Source organism: Streptosporangium sp. NPDC004379 (genome assembly GCF_042873875.1).
Lineage (GTDB): Bacteria > Actinomycetota > Actinomycetes > Streptosporangiales > Streptosporangiaceae > Streptosporangium.
The window spans coordinates 458,561-477,373 of record NZ_JBIAMC010000004.1 but is presented as its reverse complement, the minus strand read 5'-3'; the positions used below and the strand labels follow the sequence as shown (position 1 = coordinate 477,373).

The 18,813-nt window shown below is 68.8% G+C and carries 9 protein-coding genes; 4 read left to right on the top strand and 5 right to left on the bottom strand.

The annotated features are described in order from the left end of the window. The first annotated feature begins 160 nt into the window (after positions 1 to 160). The 4 genes from ACFYSC_RS12020 to ACFYSC_RS12005 all read left to right on the top strand — a co-directional run bounded on the left by ACFYSC_RS12020 (position 161) and on the right by ACFYSC_RS12005 (position 4,815). Positions 161 to 520 (top strand): nucleotide pyrophosphohydrolase, encoded by a 360-nt coding sequence (locus ACFYSC_RS12020; protein WP_389960188.1) that lies wholly within the window; start codon positions 161 to 163, stop codon positions 518 to 520. A 76-nt stretch (positions 521 to 596) separates the two neighbouring features. Beyond that, positions 597 to 755 (top strand): hypothetical protein, encoded by a 159-nt coding sequence (locus ACFYSC_RS12015; protein WP_389960186.1) that lies wholly within the window; start codon positions 597 to 599, stop codon positions 753 to 755. Positions 756 to 837: 82 nt separating this feature from the next. Beyond that, positions 838 to 2,724: a DNA/RNA helicase domain-containing protein gene (locus ACFYSC_RS12010; protein WP_389960184.1), complete on the top strand. Its 1,887-nt coding sequence runs from the start codon at positions 838 to 840 to the stop codon at positions 2,722 to 2,724. A 222-nt stretch (positions 2,725 to 2,946) separates the two neighbouring features. Then, complete coding sequence (locus ACFYSC_RS12005; protein ID WP_389960182.1) at positions 2,947 to 4,815, top strand: DUF2075 domain-containing protein; 1,869 nt, start codon at positions 2,947 to 2,949, stop codon at positions 4,813 to 4,815. A 130-nt stretch (positions 4,816 to 4,945) separates the two neighbouring features. On the opposite strand, the gene ACFYSC_RS12000 is transcribed toward ACFYSC_RS12005, so the two are convergent. The 5 genes from ACFYSC_RS12000 to pglX all read right to left on the bottom strand — a co-directional run bounded on the left by ACFYSC_RS12000 (position 4,946) and on the right by pglX (position 18,531). Continuing rightward, positions 4,946 to 7,087: a DEAD/DEAH box helicase gene (locus ACFYSC_RS12000; protein ID WP_389960180.1), complete on the bottom strand. Its 2,142-nt coding sequence runs from the start codon at positions 7,085 to 7,087 to the stop codon at positions 4,946 to 4,948. Then, positions 7,084 to 8,388, bottom strand: a complete 1,305-nt coding sequence (gene brxD, locus ACFYSC_RS11995; protein ID WP_389960178.1) for a BREX system ATP-binding protein BrxD — start codon at positions 8,386 to 8,388, stop codon at positions 7,084 to 7,086. The genes ACFYSC_RS12000 and brxD overlap by 4 nt, the downstream gene beginning before the upstream one ends. 105 nt (positions 8,389 to 8,493) lie before the next feature. Further along, positions 8,494 to 11,172, bottom strand: coding sequence for a BREX-2 system phosphatase PglZ (gene pglZ, locus ACFYSC_RS11990; RefSeq protein ID WP_389960176.1), 2,679 nt, complete (start codon positions 11,170 to 11,172; stop codon positions 8,494 to 8,496). Continuing rightward, on the bottom strand, positions 11,169 to 14,912 hold the full coding sequence (locus ACFYSC_RS11985; RefSeq protein ID WP_389960174.1) for a DUF6079 family protein: 3,744 nt from the start codon (positions 14,910 to 14,912) through the stop codon (positions 11,169 to 11,171). Before ACFYSC_RS11985 ends, pglZ begins: the two co-directional genes overlap by 4 nt. Positions 14,913 to 14,916: 4 nt before the next feature. Continuing rightward, positions 14,917 to 18,531 (bottom strand): BREX-2 system adenine-specific DNA-methyltransferase PglX, encoded by a 3,615-nt coding sequence (pglX, locus tag ACFYSC_RS11980; RefSeq protein WP_389960172.1) that lies wholly within the window; start codon positions 18,529 to 18,531, stop codon positions 14,917 to 14,919. Positions 18,532 to 18,813 lie beyond the last annotated feature (282 nt).

Here is an 18,813-nt window from a genome sequence, read left to right as displayed (position 1 = left end):
CTCCAGGTGGTCTCGCCCAGAGCAGTGCGACAACCCCGGCGCAGGGGATGCGGGCGTCCTCGATCGTTGGGGTTCCGCCGCAGGTCGCGGAGTTCACCATCCAATCTTCCGAAGCCGCAGCGGATGACTGCACCGGGGCACCCTTCGGTAGCGTGCTCGCATGACGGAGCTCGGAGATCTCGCCGACCGCCTGCGGCGGTTCGCGCGGGAGCGCGACTGGGAGCGGTTCCACACGCCCAAGAACCTCGCCATGGCGTTCGCCGGAGAAGCCGGCGAACTCGTAGCGGAGTTCCAGTGGCTGACGCCCGAGGAGTCGGCCGCGGTCATGGACGATCCTGAGGCCGCCGAACGCGTCAGGTCCGAGCTGGCCGACGTCGTCACCTACCTGGTCCGCCTCGCCGACGTGCTGAACGTGGACCTCATCAAGGCCACCCACGCCAAAATCGACCAGAACGAGAAACGCTTCCCGGTACGGACCACGCGAGGACGGGCCGGGAGGGCGTCATCCGACACCGTCTGACGGCGCGACGCCTTTCCGGTCCGACTGCGACGGTCCGACGGCACGCTGGACCGGAACGACCGACGCGAGGACGACGGTGCATGAGAACAGCATCGACCAGAATAAAAACCGCTTTCCGATAGAAACCCTCGAAGACCGGCTGAAAGCCCCTGCCACTCGTCTGATTTCGTCGGAAGATCGCTGTAATGTTCCTGGCGTAGTGATGCGGCCCGACGGGCTTCCGCTGATCGTCTGATCACCTGATCGCTTGATCGTCTGATCCACGCGGACACGCCCCCATACCGCACGAGTCTCTCGTGCTGCCTGGGGGTAGGTCCGTGACGGCGTTCCGGCACTCCGCCGAAGGTCTGGCCAGACTGGCGACCGACGGCTCGGTTCCCGAAAGACGGCTCAGCGAGGTCATCGCCGAGTGTCTCCGAAGGACGGCGCGGATCAACCCCTCCCTGGCTGAGCGCAGGTCGTGGGAGCGCAGCCTTCCCGTCCTCGCCCAGGACCTCCTGGACGCCGGGCTCGGCGGCGTCGAGATGCTGGTGGAGTACCAGCTCCCGCTGACCAGCAAGCGGGCCGACGTGGTGCTCGCCGGGGTGGATCGCCGTACGGGCGAAGACGCCTACGTGGTCGTGGAGCTCAAGCAGTGGAGCCGCGCGGAGCGGTTCGAGGACGATCCGAAGCTGGTGCTCGTCGAGGGCCTGCCGGGCGGCCCCAGGCTGCACCCGTCGTTTCAGGTACGGGACTACTGCGACTACCTCGCCGACTTCGTCGGCGCCCTGGCCGGCCGGGACGATGCGCTCCGGGGTGTGGCCTACCTGCACAACGCCGCCGACCTCGACGTCGAGGACCTCTACGGGCACGTCCAGGACGAGCGCACCCGGCTGTTCACCAAGACCCGGCGCGGCGCCTTCGTCGACTACCTTCGGGACCGGTTCGCCCCGCTTCCGGGAGCAGGTGCGGCCGACCGGCTGCTGAGCAGCGCCGTACGGCCCTCCAAGCAGCTCCTCAAGCTCGCCGCCGAGGAGATCAGGGATCGTAAGCAGTTCGTCCTGTTGGACGAGCAGCGGCTGGCCTACGAGATCGTCCTGAACGCCGTGGACCGGGCGCGCGGGGCCGACTCCAAGGAGGTCGTCATCGTCTCCGGCGGCCCGGGAAGCGGCAAGAGCGTCATCGCGCTGTCCCTGCTGGGCGAGCTGTCGCGGCAGGGGCGGACCGTGCTGCACGCCACGGGTTCCCGCTCCTTCACCGAGACGCTGCGCCGTGTCCCCGGCAAGGGCTCCTCGAAGGTGAAGGGCCTGTTCAAGTACTTCAACAGCTTCATGCAGGCCGAACGGAACGGCCTCGACGTGCTGGTCTGCGACGAGGCGCACCGGATCCGCGAGACCTCGCAGAACCGCTACACCCCCGCCCGGCTGCGCAGCGACCGCCGCCAGATCGACGAGCTGATCGACGCCGCGCGGGTGCCGGTCTTCCTGCTGGACGAGCACCAGGTCGTACGGCCCGGCGAGCTGGGCACCGTCGCCGAGATCAGGGAGCACGCCGAGGCCCGCGGGTTCCGCGTCCACGAGGTCTCCCTCGACGGACAGTTCCGCTGTGGCGGCAGCCGCGCCTACGAGCAGTGGGTGCTGCGCCTGCTCGGCCTGGACGGCGACGGCCCCGAAGCATGGACCGGCGACGACCACTTCGCCGTGTCCCTGGCGGACTCGCCGTACGAGTTGGAGTCCCTCCTACGCGACAGGCAGAAGAAGGACTACTCCGCCCGCATGACGGCCGGTTTCTGCTGGCCGTGGAGCGACCCGCGCAAGGACGACACCCTCGTCCACGACGTCCGGATCGGCGACTGGTCCCGTCCTTGGAACGTCAAGGGCGACCGGGCCGTGGGCGACGCGCCGCCGAGCGCGCTGTGGGCGACGCAGGAGGGGGGCTTCGAGCAGGTCGGCTGCGTCTACACCGCACAGGGCTTCGAGTACGACTGGAACGGGGTCATCCTCGGCCCCGACCTGGTCTACCGCGACGGTCGGCTCGTCACCGTTCGCGTGGCCAGCAGGGACCCGGAGCTTAAGAAGCGGGATGTGACCGACGAGCAGGCCGACCGCCTGATCAGGAACACCTACAAGGTCCTGCTCACGCGGGGAATGGTGGGCACCCTCGTCCACTCCACAGACCCGCGGACCCAGGAGTTCCTGTCCCGGCTTCTGGCCCCGAACAGCTGAGCACGACCCGCACCCTTCATCGACGCTCCTTTTCGGATCGACAACTCAACATCACAGAATGCGGCCCGACGGGCTTCCGCCGTTCATCCGGACGTGGACACGCCCCCACACCGCACGAGACTCTCGTGTCACTTGGGGAAATCCATGGTTGCGATGCCGCTTCCCGCCTACCGGGCACCGGTCGAAAGAATCGCGGAAATGCTCTCCGTCCCAGGATCGGTGATGGAGAAAAGGCTGTTGGAGACCATCGCCACGAACTTGAAGAAGGAGACCGGCCGGGGAAGCACCCCCGGGCAGAGAGCGGCTTGGACCAACAGTTTGCCGGTCCTCTTCGGTGACCTGATGGAGGCGGGACTCGGGAAGGTGGAGGCCCTCATAGAAGTCCCGATGCCCGGAAACAAGATCACCCAAGCCGACGTCGTCCTGGCCGGAGTCGATCGCGACACGGGCGGGGACACCTATCTGGCGATCGAGTTGAAGCAGTGGAGGAGCGCCGACCTCTTCGAGGATGATCCCGACATGGTCATCCCCTCGACCCGGTTCCGCGAACCGGTGACTCATCCGGTCATCCAGGCCGAGCAGTACTGCGAGCACCTCAGGAACCACTGTGGTGCCCTGCAGGGGGTTCCGCACGCTCTGAGCGGTGTGGTCTATCTCCACAACGCGCCGCGCGAGAACGTCAGGAGGCTTTTCGACCTCGCCGGAGAGAGAGCCGTTCCGCTGTTCACCCTCAGTGAGCGTGGTGCGTTCCTCGACCACCTTCGGAACCGCTTCTCGAACGAACCTGGGGCCCCGGCGGCGGATCGGCTGCTGAACGGAACCGCACGGCCGAGCAAGCACCTTCTTGCCCAGGCCGCCGACTCACTCAAAGGCCGCAACCACTTCGTCCTCCTCGGGCGGCAGAATGACGCCTTCAGGATGGTCATGCACGAGGTCGAGCAGTCCTACCGGGCCAACAGCAAGCGGATCGTCGTCATCACGGGCGGTCCCGGCAGTGGTAAGAGCGCCATCGCCATCGAGCTTCTGGCGACGCTGAGCGAGAAAGACTACAAGGTGCGCTTTGCGACAGGTTCCCAGGCGCTCACGGAGACACTGCGCCGGCACGCCGGATGGCGTAACAAGAGAATCAAGGACCTGTTCGTCTACTTCAGCGACTTCACCCGCAGACATCCCTACCTCGATGTGATCGTCGCTGACGAGTCCCATCGCCTGCGCAAGAAGACATTCAACCGGTGGCAGCCGGCGCTCGGAAGCGATCGTCCACAGATCGAGGACATCATCGAGTCCTGCCGGGTCCCGGTCTTCCTCCTCGACGAACACCAGGTGGTCCGTCCGGGAGAGGTCGGAACAGTAGCAGCGATCAAGGCTCAGGCCCAGCAACTCGATGTGCACTTCAGGTACATCTCGTTGGATGGGCAGTGGCGCTGCGGCGGCAGTGCCCTCTATGACGAGTGGGTCCGCCGGCTACTGGGGCTGGGTGATGAGGACAGCGCATGGGATGGTTCCGGCCCGAAGCCCTGGGTGAAGGACCCCGCCTTCGAAGTGGTCCTGGCCGCGTCACCCGAGGAGATGGAGCGTGTCCTTCGGGAGAAGATCTCCGATGGATGGTCGGCCCGCATGACCGCAGGATTCTGCTGGCCATGGACCAAGGTGGATACCGATGCCAAAACCCTCACTCCCGATGTCGAGATCGGAGACTGGGCTCGTCCTTGGAACGCCAACTCCACAAGCTGGGTGGGCGACGCTCCACCCAAGGCACTGTGGGCAACCGAGAAGGGAGGCTTCGAACAGATCGGCTGCATCTACACAGCTCAAGGCATGGAGTTCGACTGGGCGGGAGTGATCATCGGTCCTGACCTCGTCGCACGCGGCGGGAAGCTCGTGACCGAGCGAGAGGCGTGCAAGGACGGTGAACTGACGAAGAAGGGAGTCACTCCCGAGCGGTTTGATCGCCTGATCCGCAACACCTACAAGGTCCTGCTCACTCGCGGCCTCCGGGGAGTCGTCATCTACGCTGTCGATCCAGCGACCCGGGAGTTCCTTTCCGAGCTGATCGACAGCACTCTTCCCGATGGGACCGATCCCCTGTGACGCCCGCCCTCCCGGGACGAACGAGGTCAGGGCAGTGGCTCCGCCGTGGAGGGCGCCCCGCCCATGGCCTGTCATTCCGGCATGGGATTCCGGTGCGGCGGCTCGGCGATGAACCGGCGAGGTTGGAGCCCTATCGCGTCGTCGTCCATCGCACCGGTTCACCGAGTACGGCGGCGGCACCGTCGAGATCGGCCAGCCGAGTGGCCAATGTGGCGACGGCCAGGCGTTCGGGGAGGGCCGCGCTGAACTTCAGCCCGTGCAGTGCTTTTTCGTCCACGTCGGGCAGGCACAGCCGGTCGGCGGCGTCGGCGGTCCCCACCCGCCACATCTCCGGGGTGAGGTCGCTGCGGAGGCGGACGGACTCGTCGCCGACCCGCTGACCTGGCACCGCGATGCCCTCCAGTGTCGCGGCGAGTGTGGCGTTGGCGCGGAACCCCGCCCAGGTCCACCAGCGCACGTCATCCGCCGAGGAGTCCCGCGTGATCACCGTTCCCCTGGGATGGACCGAGGCGGGAGATGACTCCCGGAGGGCGGCCAGCCGTTCGGTCGCCCTCCGGCTGAGCCGTACGGGGGGGTCGGCTCCGAGGAGGACCGTCCACATGCTCCTTGTGAGCGCGTATGACAGGCCGCCGTGGCCGGTGCCGCCCCAGCGCGCCTTGCCCCGGCCGTCCGCGGCCTCGACGAAGCAACGCCGTCGTGCCCAGTCGATGTAGGTGACCCGCCAGGTACGGCCGGCGAGCAGCAGCAGACGGGGCCCTTGGACCTCCTCCGTCAGCAGCGCCGGATCGGTCTTCCCGATCTCCTTCCGCCCGTTCAGCACGGTGAACTCGGGCGCGGCGGTGAAGACCGCGGTCATGTCCATGAAGTGCCGCCGGCCGAAGCGGCGTTCGGCCTCCGGGCCGATGAAGAGCATCCCCTGGTCCTCATCGAGGTAGCCCTGGTCGACCAGGTGCCGGAGAATCACGGTGGCGGAGGGGCCGAAGGGACCGAGGCCGTTCCACCACTCCTTCCAGGTCCGATCTCCCACTCGGTGTTCCTGCAGGCACAGGGCGAGCAGTTGCTGGGCCACGATGTGGCGGGGCTCGGACGGCGCACGGACCGGCTCGACGAAACCCTGCCCCCACAGATGCAGGAGCCCGGCGGCCCGCAGAAGCGACTCCTCGTCCAGCGCGAGGAACAGGCAGTTGCGGGTGGTTCCCGGCCTGCGGCCGGTGCGGCCGATCCGCTGGAGGAAGGAGGCGACCGTGGTCGGCGCGTTGATCTGGATGACCCGGTCGAGGTCTCCGACGTCGATGCCGAGCTCCAGAGTGGAGGTGGCGACGATGACGCAGTCCCGCCCCTCGGCGAAAGCCTGCTCGGACCGTCGGCGTTCGTCCGCCGACAGTGACGCGTGGGAGAGGAACGTGGTGACGCCGCGGGAGCGCAGCGCGTGGCCGAGCTCCTCGACCAGCCGCCGGGAGTCGCAGAAGACGAGCCGCTTCTCGCCCCGGTGCAGCGCGGCGAGGAGCGCCGCGGCGTTGGCCACCGACCCGACGTAGTCGAGCTGGACGTCCCCCGGAGGCGTCGGCGGGGAGGACGGGGAAACGACCACCCGGCCGTCCGCAGATGAGGTCGCCACGTCCGGGGCGACCACCTCACCCGGCCTGGCTCCCGCACCAGACCCCTGCAGCCAGCCCAGCAGCTCGGGCGGGTTCCCCACGGTCGCCGACAGGCCGACCCGCTGGATCGGGCCCCCGGCCAGCCGGGTGAGGCGTTCCAGTACGGCCAGCAGATGCCAGCCCCGGTCGTCCCCGGCAAAGGCATGAACCTCGTCCACCACGACCGCCCGGAGCCGCTCGAAGAGCTGCCGATGGTCGACGTTCACGCTGACCAGCATCGACTCGATCGACTCGGGTGTGGTGAGCAAGATGTCCGGTGGGTCGCGAAGGATCTGCCTGCGCCGGTTGCCGGACACGTCCCCATGCCAGAGCGCCACCCGCCGGCCTGTCCAGGCGGCGTAGAAGTCCAGGCGGGGCAGGAGATTGTTGAGTAGTGCCTTGAGAGGGCAGACGTAGAGGACGGACAGGCCCCGCCAGTTCGCCGAGGTCATCCGGCTGAGCAACGGGAACATCACCGCCTCGGTCTTGCCTCCGGCGGTCGGCGCCAGCAGCAGCGCGTCCGATCCGGCGAGGAGCGGTGCGACCGCCGCCTCCTGCAGCGGTCGCAGCTTCGGCCAGCCGAGGGTGTTGACGATGTGGTGGAGGACGACGGGGTGCAGGTCCTCCGCACTCACGTCAGGTCCAGCTCGACGTCGTCGACCGACAGCGCGTTGCGCTCGACGTCGTTCAGCTCCCCCGAAGCCACGGTGAGCCGGTAGTGCCGCCGGGGGTCGAAGTCGGGGAACTGGTCGACCCGGTCGAGCACGTCTCCGACGAGCTTCTTCAGGAAGACCCGCGGCGCCACTCCCACCTTGCCGCCGAGCGAACCGGCGACCGCCGCCGCCAGCGAGGCGATGTAGTCGTCGTCGACCACGGCCGGGACCCGGGGCGAGGCTCCCGTGGCGTAGAGGTCACGCACCTTGGCGCCCAGTTCCAGCAGCCCGTCACGGGTGAAGCCGGGCAGCCGGATCTGCACGGCGCGCGGGTTGTCGAAGCGCGGGTCGGTGGTGAAGTCTGCCGCCAGCCTGGAGGCGAGGGGCGGCAGCCGCTGCAGTCCCTGGTGCGACTCGAAGAACGCCGGGGTGCCGGTGACGAGCACGTACAAGCCGGGGAACCGGCCGGAGTCGACCTCGTCGACGAGTTGCCGCAGCGCGTTCAGCGCCTTGTCCCGGACGTCGGAGCGGACCCGCTGCAGTGTCTCCACCTCGTCCAGCACGAGCAGCAGGCCTGGATGTCCCGAGTCGCGCAGCACGGTCAGCAGCCCCTGGAGGAAGCCGAGGGCACCGAAGTGGTCGAGGTCGCCGCGCACCCCCGCGGCCCGCTTGGCCGAGGCCGCCACGTGCGGCTGCCCGCCCAGCCAGGCGAGCACCCCCTCGGCGGTCGCCGGATCTCCGGCGGCGACGGCGGTGCGGTATCCGCGCAGCGCGGCGGCGAACGTCGGGGCGGACCGGCTGACCTCGGCCAGCCGTTTCTCCAGGAGCGCCTCGACGGCCCGGTCCAGCGCCTCGGCGTCGGACTCGGGGACCCCCGCCGACAGGGCGTCCTCCTCCAGGGTGAACATCCATGCGTCCACGACCGAGCGCAGCGCGCTGGGCGGGAACTCGGCGGTGGCGAGGTTCTCGCAGAGCCGCCGGTAGATCGTCTCCAGCCGGTGCAGCGGCGTCTCGGTCTCGGAGATCTGCACCTCGGCGACGGCCATGCCGTTCTGCTTGGCGCGTTCGGCGAGCCACCGGGCGAAGAAGGTCTTGCCGGCGCCGTACTCACCCCTGACGGCCTTGAAGACCGCGCCGCCCTGTGCGGTCGTCGCCAGCTCGGCCTCCAGCGCGGCGGCGAAACGGTCGAGGCCGACGGCGAGGAGGTCGAGGCCGGCGGAGGGCACAGTCCCGCGCCGCAGGGCGTCGATCACCTCGCGGCGGCGACGCTCACTGACCTTCACCGAACCGCACCTGCCTCACCCGACCGTCCTCTTCGACGAAACGACGACCCGTACGGAGCACACCGCTCCCACTGGCCCGGACCGCCTCGCCACCGGCATCACCCGTCATGGCCCGGCGATTCCGAACTGCTCGGCGAGCAGGGCCGCGTCGAGCAGAACCGTCACCTCGTCGGGGTCGTAACCTACCGGATCGTAACCGTCGATGCTGAGCACCCGGCGGACCGCCGCCAGCACGTTCCGCAGCCGGGCGGCGGGGATCTCCGCGACTGCGGACAGGGTGGTCTCGTGCAGCCGCCCGCCGTTGGCGAGCAGTGCGCCCAGCACGGCGCGGACCCGGGCGTCGTCGGGAGCGGCCCGGCCTGCGCGGGCCCGCTGCGCGGCGTACGCATCGGAACCGAGGAGGTCGTCGAGGAAGCGTTCCCAACCGGGCCGGACCGCCGGAGCGGGCGCGGCGACCTCCTCCAGGCCGATCAGCTCGGCCTGCCCCTCGGGCGCCTTGGAGCGTGTCGCGGCGGGCGGCGCCGCCACCGGCCGCCGGACGGCGACCCCGCTGTTCCACCAGACGGGCTCCTGCGCCGGGGCGGGGCGCCATCCGGCGATCTCGTCCACGGGTGTGGCGCTGAACACTGCGAACGGCACCGCGACTTCGGCCCCGGACACGCCGCCGTGGTAGCCCGCCCGCTTGTGGCCGTAGCGGATGTCCTCACGCCAGGGCAGCACTACGTGGCCCCCGCCGAGGAGGACCCGCCTGCCCTTGACGAGGATCTCCCCGTCCCCGGGCGGGTTCTTCCCGGGCCGCCAGCGTCCGGACTCCGATCCGGTGCCGGAGCGGGCCGTGCCGCCGCGTTCCACCACATGCCCGTGGTCGGAGGTGAGGACGAGCAGCCGGCCGGCGATGCGGGCGGCCTCCAGCAGGGCCGGAAGGCGCTGCACCCGGTCGGCCGTCCACTCGATGGCGGGGTCCATCTTGTCGAGCGAGTCGTCGATGTCGTTGAGCACGACGCCGACGACCCGGGCCGGTCCCTCGATGGCCGACTTCACCGCCGGGGAGAGGGCGTGCCCGTCCGGGGCGCGCAGGTCGTCCTTGTGGAACAGCCGCGCCTGCGGGTCACCGACAGCCTGGGGGAAGGCCGTCTTCTCGTCGTGCTGCCCGCCGGTGTGCAGCGCCCCGGTGAGCAGGCTGGTACGGCACGCCTCGGTCACGGTCGGCAGCGCCGGCAGCAGCACCCGCCGGTGCCCGAGCGAGGAGTCGACCAGCTCGGTCCACCGCCTGGCGGTGAGGCTGTCCGCCAGCTCGGCCAGGACACCGGCCGACATCCCGTCGAGGACGACCAGGAGCGACCGGCCCAGCGGCCGGACCAGGGCGCTCAGCGCGGACTCGATCGGGACGAGCGTGCCGGGGTCGCTGTCGGCGGCGACCGCGACGGCCAGGTGCCCGGCGAGCCCGCGGTCGCGTTCGTTCCGGCGGGCGACGACGGCGGTGAGCAGTTCCCGGTAGGCGGCGGCGACCTTGTCGTCGGAGTCGCGCACACCCCGGAAGGCCCACTCCACGTAGGCGCCCGACCGCACCTGCTCGTGCAGGGCGCCGGCGAGGGTGGCGGACGGCTCGCCGGGGACCGTCAGCCAGCGGATCAGCCGCAGAGCCATCTTCGCTGCGCGGGTGCGTTCGCTGAACCCGGCCAGCTCGTGCGCCGCGAGGGTGGCGTACGCCTTCTCGGCCTGTTCCAGCGCGACGTTGTCCGGGGCGGGGAGGCATCGCCGCACCGCCGTGGCGAAGGCGCGCAGCCGCAACCCGTAGGAGCCGGGCAGCAGAGCGGAGGTGACCAGGAGCCTTTCGGCGTTGAACTCCCGCAGCAGCGACTCGGCCCGCTCCAGCAGGGTGTCCGGCCGGTCGAGCTGGGCGACCAGCGCCTCCGCCGCTCTCGCCCACGTCTGCGCCTGGTCGGCGGGCAGGTCTCTCCCGCCGATCCTGGCCCTGACCAGCCCGCGGGCCTCGGCGGTGGCCGACGCCTTGTCGCGCCACAGCAGGCCGGCGACCAGTGCGAGCGGTACGGCGTCACCGCCGTTCCCGGCCGCCGCGGCGCGCAGGGTCCACGTCCCCGCGACCCCGGTAATGGCGCCGAGCCAGCCGGTGAGACCCTCGCGGACCTCGGCGGGAAGCGAGGCCAGGCGGTGGACCGCGACCGGGTCGAGGCTCCAGCGCAGCAACCCGAGCGCGTCGGGGTACGGCGGGGTGACGTAGCGGTAGCCGTCGCGGGAACTGCCGAACACCACCGAGGCGAGGTGGGCGAGGGCGTGGTCGCGGGTGAGCGTCCCACCGGGGGCCTTCGGCCAGCCCTCGGCGGGTTCCCAGCGGGCCAGCGCCCCGGCGGCCCACCCCTCGTCCAGCAGCAGCGGGTCGATGTCGCGCGCCTCGAAGGACTGCTTGAGCATGTCCCACGGCCGTAGGGTGACCAGCCGGCCCTCGTTGACGAGGTGAGCGCGGATGCCGATGCCCAGGTCGGCGTCGTCGAGGTCGGTGAGGACGACGAGGTAGCCGTCGCCGTGCCGGAGCATCGCCTCCCGTACGGCGAGCGGGGACGGACAGATCTCGACCCGCACCGGGCTGCCGTTCAGCTCGAACTCCGGCTCACCGGGCCATTCGAGGCGGGCCTGGATGCCGACGACGCGGCGCTGCCGGCCGGAGCTCTGCAGCTTGCCGACGATCGAGCGGACCAGCGGCACGGTCGCGACGGCCAGGGACGGCCGGGTCGACTGGGGGGAGGACCGGGGGGACTCGATCACTTACGTACGCTCCAGGTGATGGTGATCTCCGCGCCGGGGTGAAGATTCGCGAAGGCCCGCAGTTCCTCCAGTGCGTCGGAAATACGTGCGGCACCGACCGTAATCGATCCGTCCGCGGCGGGCTCCACCCGGCCGGGGACCACGGACCCGCCGCCAGGGCTCACGGGCTTGCCGGCCGGGCCCACGCCGCGACCACCAGGGCTCACGGACCCGCCACCGGGGTTCACGGTCCCGCCGCCGGTTCCCCCTCCCGGGACGACCGGCGGCGTCGGGACGACCCGGCTCGCCAGGATCATCTGGGCCTCGCGTCGCGTCTCCTCCAGCACCGGCCCCAGGTGCTTCTGGAACTCGTTATGGAGGGCCGCCTCACGGAGGCTCTGCAGTACCGAGGCGGCCCGCGGCTCGTGGGAGATCGAGACGATGGCGTCCAACAGACCCCAGTCCATCCGCTCCAGGTCGGCCGCGACCTTCGGGGCGGACATGAGCGAGGTGGCGAGGACCTCCTCCGCGACCGAGACCCTCGTCTCCGCCAGGGTCCGGATGAGATCGGCGTTGTCGCTCTCACTGAGCACCTTGGTGATCAGGGCGTCGACGTCTAGGGCGGTGGACAGCCTGCCCGCATCCTCTGGAAGGCCCAGCACGCCGCGGTGGACGCCGAGCGCGATGACGAGCCTGCGGGAAGGGCCCTGCAGTTCGCGGGTCTTCTCGCGGACCATGGAGGCCAGGCGGCCGACGTTGGCCGCCGTCCGCAACGACGGGACCTGCACCCCGAACACCGTGGCGGCGCGCTTCACCGCCCGCTCCCAGACCGGCTCGTCGGGCAGCCGGGGAAGGCGCAGCTCGTAGCCGCCGTCGATCCGCTCCAGCGGGGGCCTGGTGGCGGGGCCGCCGTTGGCGAACCACTCGCGATCCTGGGTGAGCGCGAAGGCGGCGATGACCAACCCGCGCGTGGTGGCGTCGAGGCCACGCGGACGGGGCTGGTCGATCCACTCGATCAGCCGGTCGACGCCGATGACCTCATGAAGACCCTCCTGGGCGGCGCGCTGGGTGAAGTGCTTGCGCCAGGTGAAGGTGTCGGCGCTGAGCAGGAAGGCGTTCTCCAGCGCCTCGCCGACGCCGAGCGGGTTGGCGACCTTGCGGAGCACATCCCGGTCCTTCATCGGCATCGGGATGCGTCCGCTCTCCTCGGCGGCGGCGTCGTCGAGGTACCGGAGCACCGTGGCCGCCTCCATCTTGCGGACCTCGCTCGCGAACCTCGGGTGATCGGGATACTGGGAGCTGAGCATCTGGTCGAGCAGGTGGGCCATGCACTCCGACAGCCGCGCGCCCACCGGAGCCCCGAGGGTGAGCCGGGGTTCGAGGGTGGCGAAGAACTCGCTGTGCCCGCGAGTGAGGTCGATGTCGGCCGGCTCCCGCTTGGCCGCGCCGTACGCCTGCTGGATGACTCCGCTGAGCTTGCCCTCCAGGGTGGTCTTCCGGTTGGCGAGGAGCGTCTTGGCGGTGGCGCGATCCTGCACCGAGAGGTTGCTGGCGTTCTGCTCGTATCGCTCGTTGGAGGCCAGCAGATAGCGCAGCGCGACCAGCTCGCCGAGGTCCTTCTCCCGCTCCTCGGTGAAGAAGGCGGGGATCCACGCCACGCTCCGGCTCTCGACGCCCTCTCGCTGCAGCTTCTCGAAGCGGGCGAGGTCGTGGTCGGGTCCGTGCCCGGTGTCGTCGAACGGGAAGTCGATGACCAGCTTCCAGCGGTCGCCCTCGGCGAGCAGAGTCGTCCGGTTCAGCTCGTCCTCGTCGCGGATGTTGCCGTAGACGATGTCCACCACCCGGCGGCTGCCGCGCCAGACGAAGGAGTGGGTGTAGGCGCCGCCGAGCGCGTCGGCCGTCTCGGTCACGCCGAGCGAATCGAAGACGAGCTCGCGCAGCAGGCGGCGGCGCTCACCCTTGGTGTCCTGGTTGCGGACCCGCTCCAGCACGCTCTCGTAGTCGACCCCGGAGAGCTGGATGCTGATCAGCGGGTTGGCCCGGTCGTCGGCGAAGTGGATCTCGCTGACCCCGGAGTCCGCCAGATGCCGGAAGAGCGCCAGCACCTGACGGTGCTCCATCCCCTTGAGCGGGGTGGTGATGGTGCCGTGGTTGAGGGCGGCGAGCTTCTGCACGGTGAGCGTGCCGAGCGCCGGGACGCCGGGGGCGAGGGCGGCCAGCAGCGCGGTCTTGACCAGGCGGGAGTCGGTGACGAAAGGGTGGGTGCGCGGCAGGCCCCGCGCCTCCTCGGCGGAGCCGAGCCGGTGCCTGGCCAGCAGCCGGGGCAGCAGCTTCTCCTCGTACAGCGTGCGCGCGTTGGCGAAGTGCTGCTTCATCTCGTCGGTGAGCGGCACCACCCCGGAGTCCATCAGCACGTCGTAGACGTCGCCGACCGGGATGATGTCGTCGACGGTCAGCTCGTCCCGGCCGCGGCGCAGCAGCTCGGCCATGGTCCGCAGCGCGGTGCGCTCCCGCTGGAGCAGGCCGGACAGCGCGACCATGGTGGAGACCAGCGCCGGGGAGAACGGGTAGGTGCTGCGGAACGCCGCCGCGTCGGAGGAGCCGTCCGGCCCCTCCAGAAGAACGTTCCACACCTTCGGCTCGCGGGTCACCTTGACGAAGGCCGCCTCCAGCGCGCCCTCGGCGCCGGGCCGCTCCTTCAGCAGCCGGTGCTTCACGATGACCGGGAGGTTGCGGTCCTCCAGCGTGACCCGGTTGAAACGGTCCTCCCACCAGCGGAACGTCTCGCCGATGGCGTACCGCTCCGCGCCGGGGATGTTGGTGCCGAGGAAGTCGCGCAGGTCACGCTGGCGGGCGACGAACGACACCAGCGGCACCGCGCGCCGGCTGGAGGCCGACTCGACCAGTTTGGCGACCTTGGACCCCTCCTCGCCGACGAAGGCGGGGTCGGAGCTGCGGGAGGCGAGCCAGAGCACCAGCTCGTCGAGGAAGAGCACGACGCACTCGTAGCCGAGCCGCGCCGCGTGGGCGCTGATCACCTCCAGGCCCTCGTCCAGCGGGAGGTAGGAGGCGCCGCGGGTGTAGCCGGTGAAGTAGGCCGCGACGAGCGCGGAGACCAGGCTGCCGCGCCCGGCGTCACCGACCGGCGCCCGCCGGGCCTCCTCGTAGGAGACGGCGTCCCAGCTCCCGGCCAGGCCGCCCCAGCCGGGGTCGGCCTTCTGCCCGAGCCCGGTGAAGAACGCCTCGTCACCGAGGCGGGCCCGCAGGTTGTCGGCATCGGCGAACAGGCTGTCGGTGCTGTGCACCTCCGGCAGCGACGCCCCGGGCTCCAGCGCACGGATCTGCTCGACGTACCCGCCGAGCACGGCGGCCTCAAGCGACTCGGCGCCGATCAGGTGGTAGGTGAGGCAGAGGATCCTGCGGTCCGCCAGCCAGGCGTCGTGCTTGGCCAGAACCGGCTCCAGCCCGCGCAGCCCCCGGGCGTCGGCGTCGTGCCCGAGTACGGCGTGCAGTACCGACATGAAGTGGCTCTTACCGGAGCCGAACGAGCCGTGCAGGAACGCCGCGTCGCTCGCGTTCTTCTCCAGCGCGCCCTTCACCAGCGACAGCGCCGCGTCGAAGCTCTCGGCGAGCTGGGGGGTGACGACGTAGCTGTCCAGGGTCGCCTTGACCTGGGACACACCGTCGCTGAGCTTGAGCACGAAGTCGTTCGCGCTCAGCTCCTCGCTGATGTGGAGGACGTCCCTGAGGGGGGTCGCCATGCCGTCAGCCCTTCTTCCTCGTGGCGGTCCGCCCGCCGCGCTTCGTGGTCTCGGGCCGCCAGGCGGCCAGCTTCTCCCGGGTGAGCCCGCGCTCGTCGAGCTGGCCGTCCAGCCATCCGGTGAAGTACTCGGCCGGCGAGCCGGCGTAGATATCGTCGTAGTCGCCGTGCCACTGGTGCAGCCACGGCTCCAGCTCGGCCAGACCCGCGAGCAGCGGTACCGCGCGCTCGTCGTCGGCCGGGTATCCCCGCTCGATCACCAGGGTGGCCAGCGCCGTGGCCCGCTGAAGGTGGTCCCAGCCGGCCCAGCCGTAGACCGGGGTGACGTCGTTCTCCCGCTGCGCGCCCGGATAGCCGACGAACCGTTCCTTGGGCACGTCGAGCTTGCCGCGATGCCTCCAGTAGGAGATGTGCGCGAAGTCCTTGGAGGTGTACTTCGGCGGGACGTCGATGTGGACCTTCTCCCCCGCGTCCTCCCTGCGCTGCAGCGCCCAGACCTGCTCCCACTCGGCCCGCTTGGGCAGGCCGGACGACGAGTACCGGAACGCGGCGAGATAGGGGACCTGCTCCTCCCGCAGGAGGGCGACCAGCTCGGTGGTGAGGTCGTAGTCGGGACGGCCGACGTAGAGGTCCATGACCTGGCGGAAGTCGGCGTCGGTGCGGACCAGGTCGGCGAGCTGCGCCACGCTGAGCGTGCGGGGCGCGCCGCCCTCCCGGCCGCCGTCGAACCAGAGGTCCTCGTCCTCCAGCCGGTCGAGCAGCCAGCCTCGCAGCGCCTCGGCCCGCGCCCTCTCGTACGGCTCGGCCTTCCAGCGGCGCTTGCACTCCGGGGCCTCGACGAGCTTGAGCAGCGGGTGATCCATGATGATCTCGATCCGCCGCCGGACCAGGTCCTGGTATGCCTGTGGCCAGTGGGAGGGGACGTCCCGGATGGGGGTGGAACCGTGCCGGGCGAACCACTGGGTGTCGGTCTCGCCGTCGAGGAGCCGGGCGCCGAGGATGATCTCGAACGCCCGCTCACCGAGGTTCAGGCCGGGCAGGTCGTCGCCGGGGTAGGTCAGGTCCTCGTCGAGGATGCCGTAGAGCTTGTAGACCTCCCAGTCCAGCTCCTCTTGGAGGGAGATCATCTCGGCGCGGACGGCGTCGTGGTGCTTTCGGGCTTCGGCTAGGGAGGTGCGGGAAGGGACGGCTTGGGCGCAGACGGCCTGGGGGGTCACTGAGGCCAGTTCCTGAGCGAGCGCGTCAAGCCGCCGAGCCCGCTCCAACGGCGTCCCACTCGGCAGCGGGAATTCCTGCAACTTGGTCCCGGTGAACTCGTATCGTTCGATCCATGCTTCTGGGCTCCAGCGATTTCCCCCGCCACTGGAGTTATCGGCTCCGCCTTTGGCATGACTGACCTGCTTGAGCCAGAAGCAGGCAGTGGAGGAGTTGAGCAGGCCAAGCAACCGCAGGTGATCGTCATCCGTGGCATCTTCAGAAAGCTTAATGACTGGAGCGGATTGCTTGAAAACCTTCCCGCCTCTATCCAAGACGAAATGATTATGAGTTGCCACAAAGGAGAACGTGATAGATAGCGGGATCATATACCGCTCACGCACCCAGCGATACCATAGCCACCAGCGGGCCTCAGACCCGGATTTCACCCTCCCATCAGATGCGACGTTAAGCTTGAGAATTGCCCTGAAGTTCCATAAGTGCCTACCCCAATTCGAAGAGCGATCATAGTCAAGCGCTCTATGGTCTTCACCGAAGGTGACAAGAACGTCCTCAACGCCGTTCGCACTCCAGTCGCGAACCACTTCCCCGATGATTAGCTCTCTACCGAGAGGGAAGGAAATCTGCTGTCGGCGAAGCCATGGGGTTCCAACAAAAAATATCTCGTCTTGCCCGGGAAAGCTTGCAAAACCGATAGGGCGACCGATCCTGTCCGCCAGCCTTCCCCTTGACATTTCGACGAGCTTGAAAAGACCACTTGAACCACCGCCGGACAACGCCCAAGGATGGACAGACAGCTGACCCCGATCTAAGTTGACTACAGAGACGTACTCGTTCTCCGAACCAACTCGATCAATAAGATCAACGATTGACCTCCACGCGACGCCCGCCGACGGAATCTTAGGCTGAAAAGGCTCGCCGCGGACACCGAGGACAGCACGAATATGGCCAAGCCGATTGCGATCCCGATTTCTTCCGACCAATATAACCGTCGGAGTTCCGTGGCCAGGGATATAAGCCCCTGAAGCGTCAATTACTTGTGTCAGCTCCACTTCGAAGGCAAAGAATCTCTCAACCAAGTCTTTGCCAAATTCTCGCTTCATGAACGAGTTAGAAGTTATCTGGCCCACATGTCCAGGACGCTCGGCATCTCTGACTGCAAGCCGGAAGAACAGCTCAGCAAAGGGAACCGACAGTGCATACTTCCCGGAGCACGCCTTATAGCGTTCCCGATATCTCTTGTTCAACTCCGGATCCTTCACCGTGATGTACGGCGGGTTGCCGACCACAACGTGATATCGGCCGTAGTCCAGGATCTCAGGAAAACGATCAACATCTTCCCAGCCATAGAGGTGGAAGGCCAACGGATCGTCAGGTAGGACATCCAAGGCAGCCTGACGTCCCTTGCCGAATTTTCCCCCGCCATATAGCAGCGCATCGCCGGTGGCGATGTTCAGATTGAGCGCGGGCACGTCCGACGTGTCGATCCGGGTGACCGCACACTCCTTCAACGCCGCCACGATCAGCCGGAATTTGCTGATGGCGGTGGCGGTGGGGTTGATATCGACGCCATGGATCGCATCGAGCACCTTCTGCACCCGCACCCGGTCGTCCATTCCCGGCTTATGGACGACCCACTTCTCCAGCAGCCGGTTGAACGCTCCAAGGAGGAAGTGTCCTGACCCGCAGGTCGGGTCGATCAGCTTGAAGTCGTCCAGGCCGAAATCCTCGACCGCCGGTTCGAGGACCCGGTCCAGGATGAACTCCTCGACGAAGACCGGGGTCTGCAGCAGGGCGTAGCGCTTGCGGATGTGCTCCGACAGGTCCTGGTAGAGGTCACCGAGGAAGCGGGTGTCCAGGTCCGGGCTGTGGAACTCGTCGTGGGCGAGCCGCACACCGTCCGCGTCCCGGCGGCGGAAGAAGGCGACCAGTTCCTCGGCTTGGTCGGCAGAGACGTCCCACCACCAGACAAAGTCGGTGTCGGGGAAGAGCGCGTGCCCGGCCCGGGTGGAGCGGAGCCAGGTGAATGACTCGCGCAGCCACTCGCGAGCGGTCAGCCGGGGGTTGCGCTGGATCCAGGCGACCTCGGCGTCGGCCGCCTCGGAGGTGGCGTGGCCGGCGGCGTCGCGGGAGGCGATCCAGCGGTGGGCGGTGAGGTCGTTGTCCTCGCAGAAGCGGATGAACGCGCAGGCGACCGTCCACGAGCTGGCGGCCTGGGCGCACTGGGCGGTGAGCCAGTCGGTCCAGTTCTCCCCGGTGCGGCCGATGCCTCCGGCGGTGCGGTGCATCTCCCTCAGCCGGTCACCAATCTCCGGAATTCGTTCTGCCTGCCCACGCAGGTCGTCGGCGACTCGCGCCACCTGCCTCTGAAGGTCCTTGAGCAGTGCGGCGGAGATAACCGACACCTGACCACCCTTCTCACCTGTTATCGGCCAATGCTCCGGTCGCATACCGGTAAGCAGCGCAAAGTGCCATGATGCACCGCGCATTCGATCGGCAAGACCCGAAATGGCGGGTCAGCTTGATAACAATATGGGCGTTCAGCGAGCGGACGTTACGGCTGGTGACGACCCGTTCCGGTCATCCCTCCACCGACCGCTTCGCCACCGTTAATTCGGTCATCTATTACCGCTATATCGGTCAGGCCAATATCTGCTTCTATGTCCCCTATAGGTTCTAAAGTACCT

What these genes read in the sequence shown, in the direction of transcription:
- ACFYSC_RS12020 (WP_389960188.1), top strand. Translation starts at nt 161, where the DNA reads ATGACGGAGCTCGGAGATCTCGCCGACCGCCTGCGGCGGTTCGCGCGG.
- ACFYSC_RS12005 (WP_389960182.1), top strand. Translation starts at nt 2,947, where the DNA reads ATGGAGAAAAGGCTGTTGGAGACCATCGCCACGAACTTGAAGAAGGAG.
- ACFYSC_RS11985 (WP_389960174.1), bottom strand. Translation starts at nt 14,912, where the DNA reads ATGGCGACCCCCCTCAGGGACGTCCTCCACATCAGCGAGGAGCTGAGC.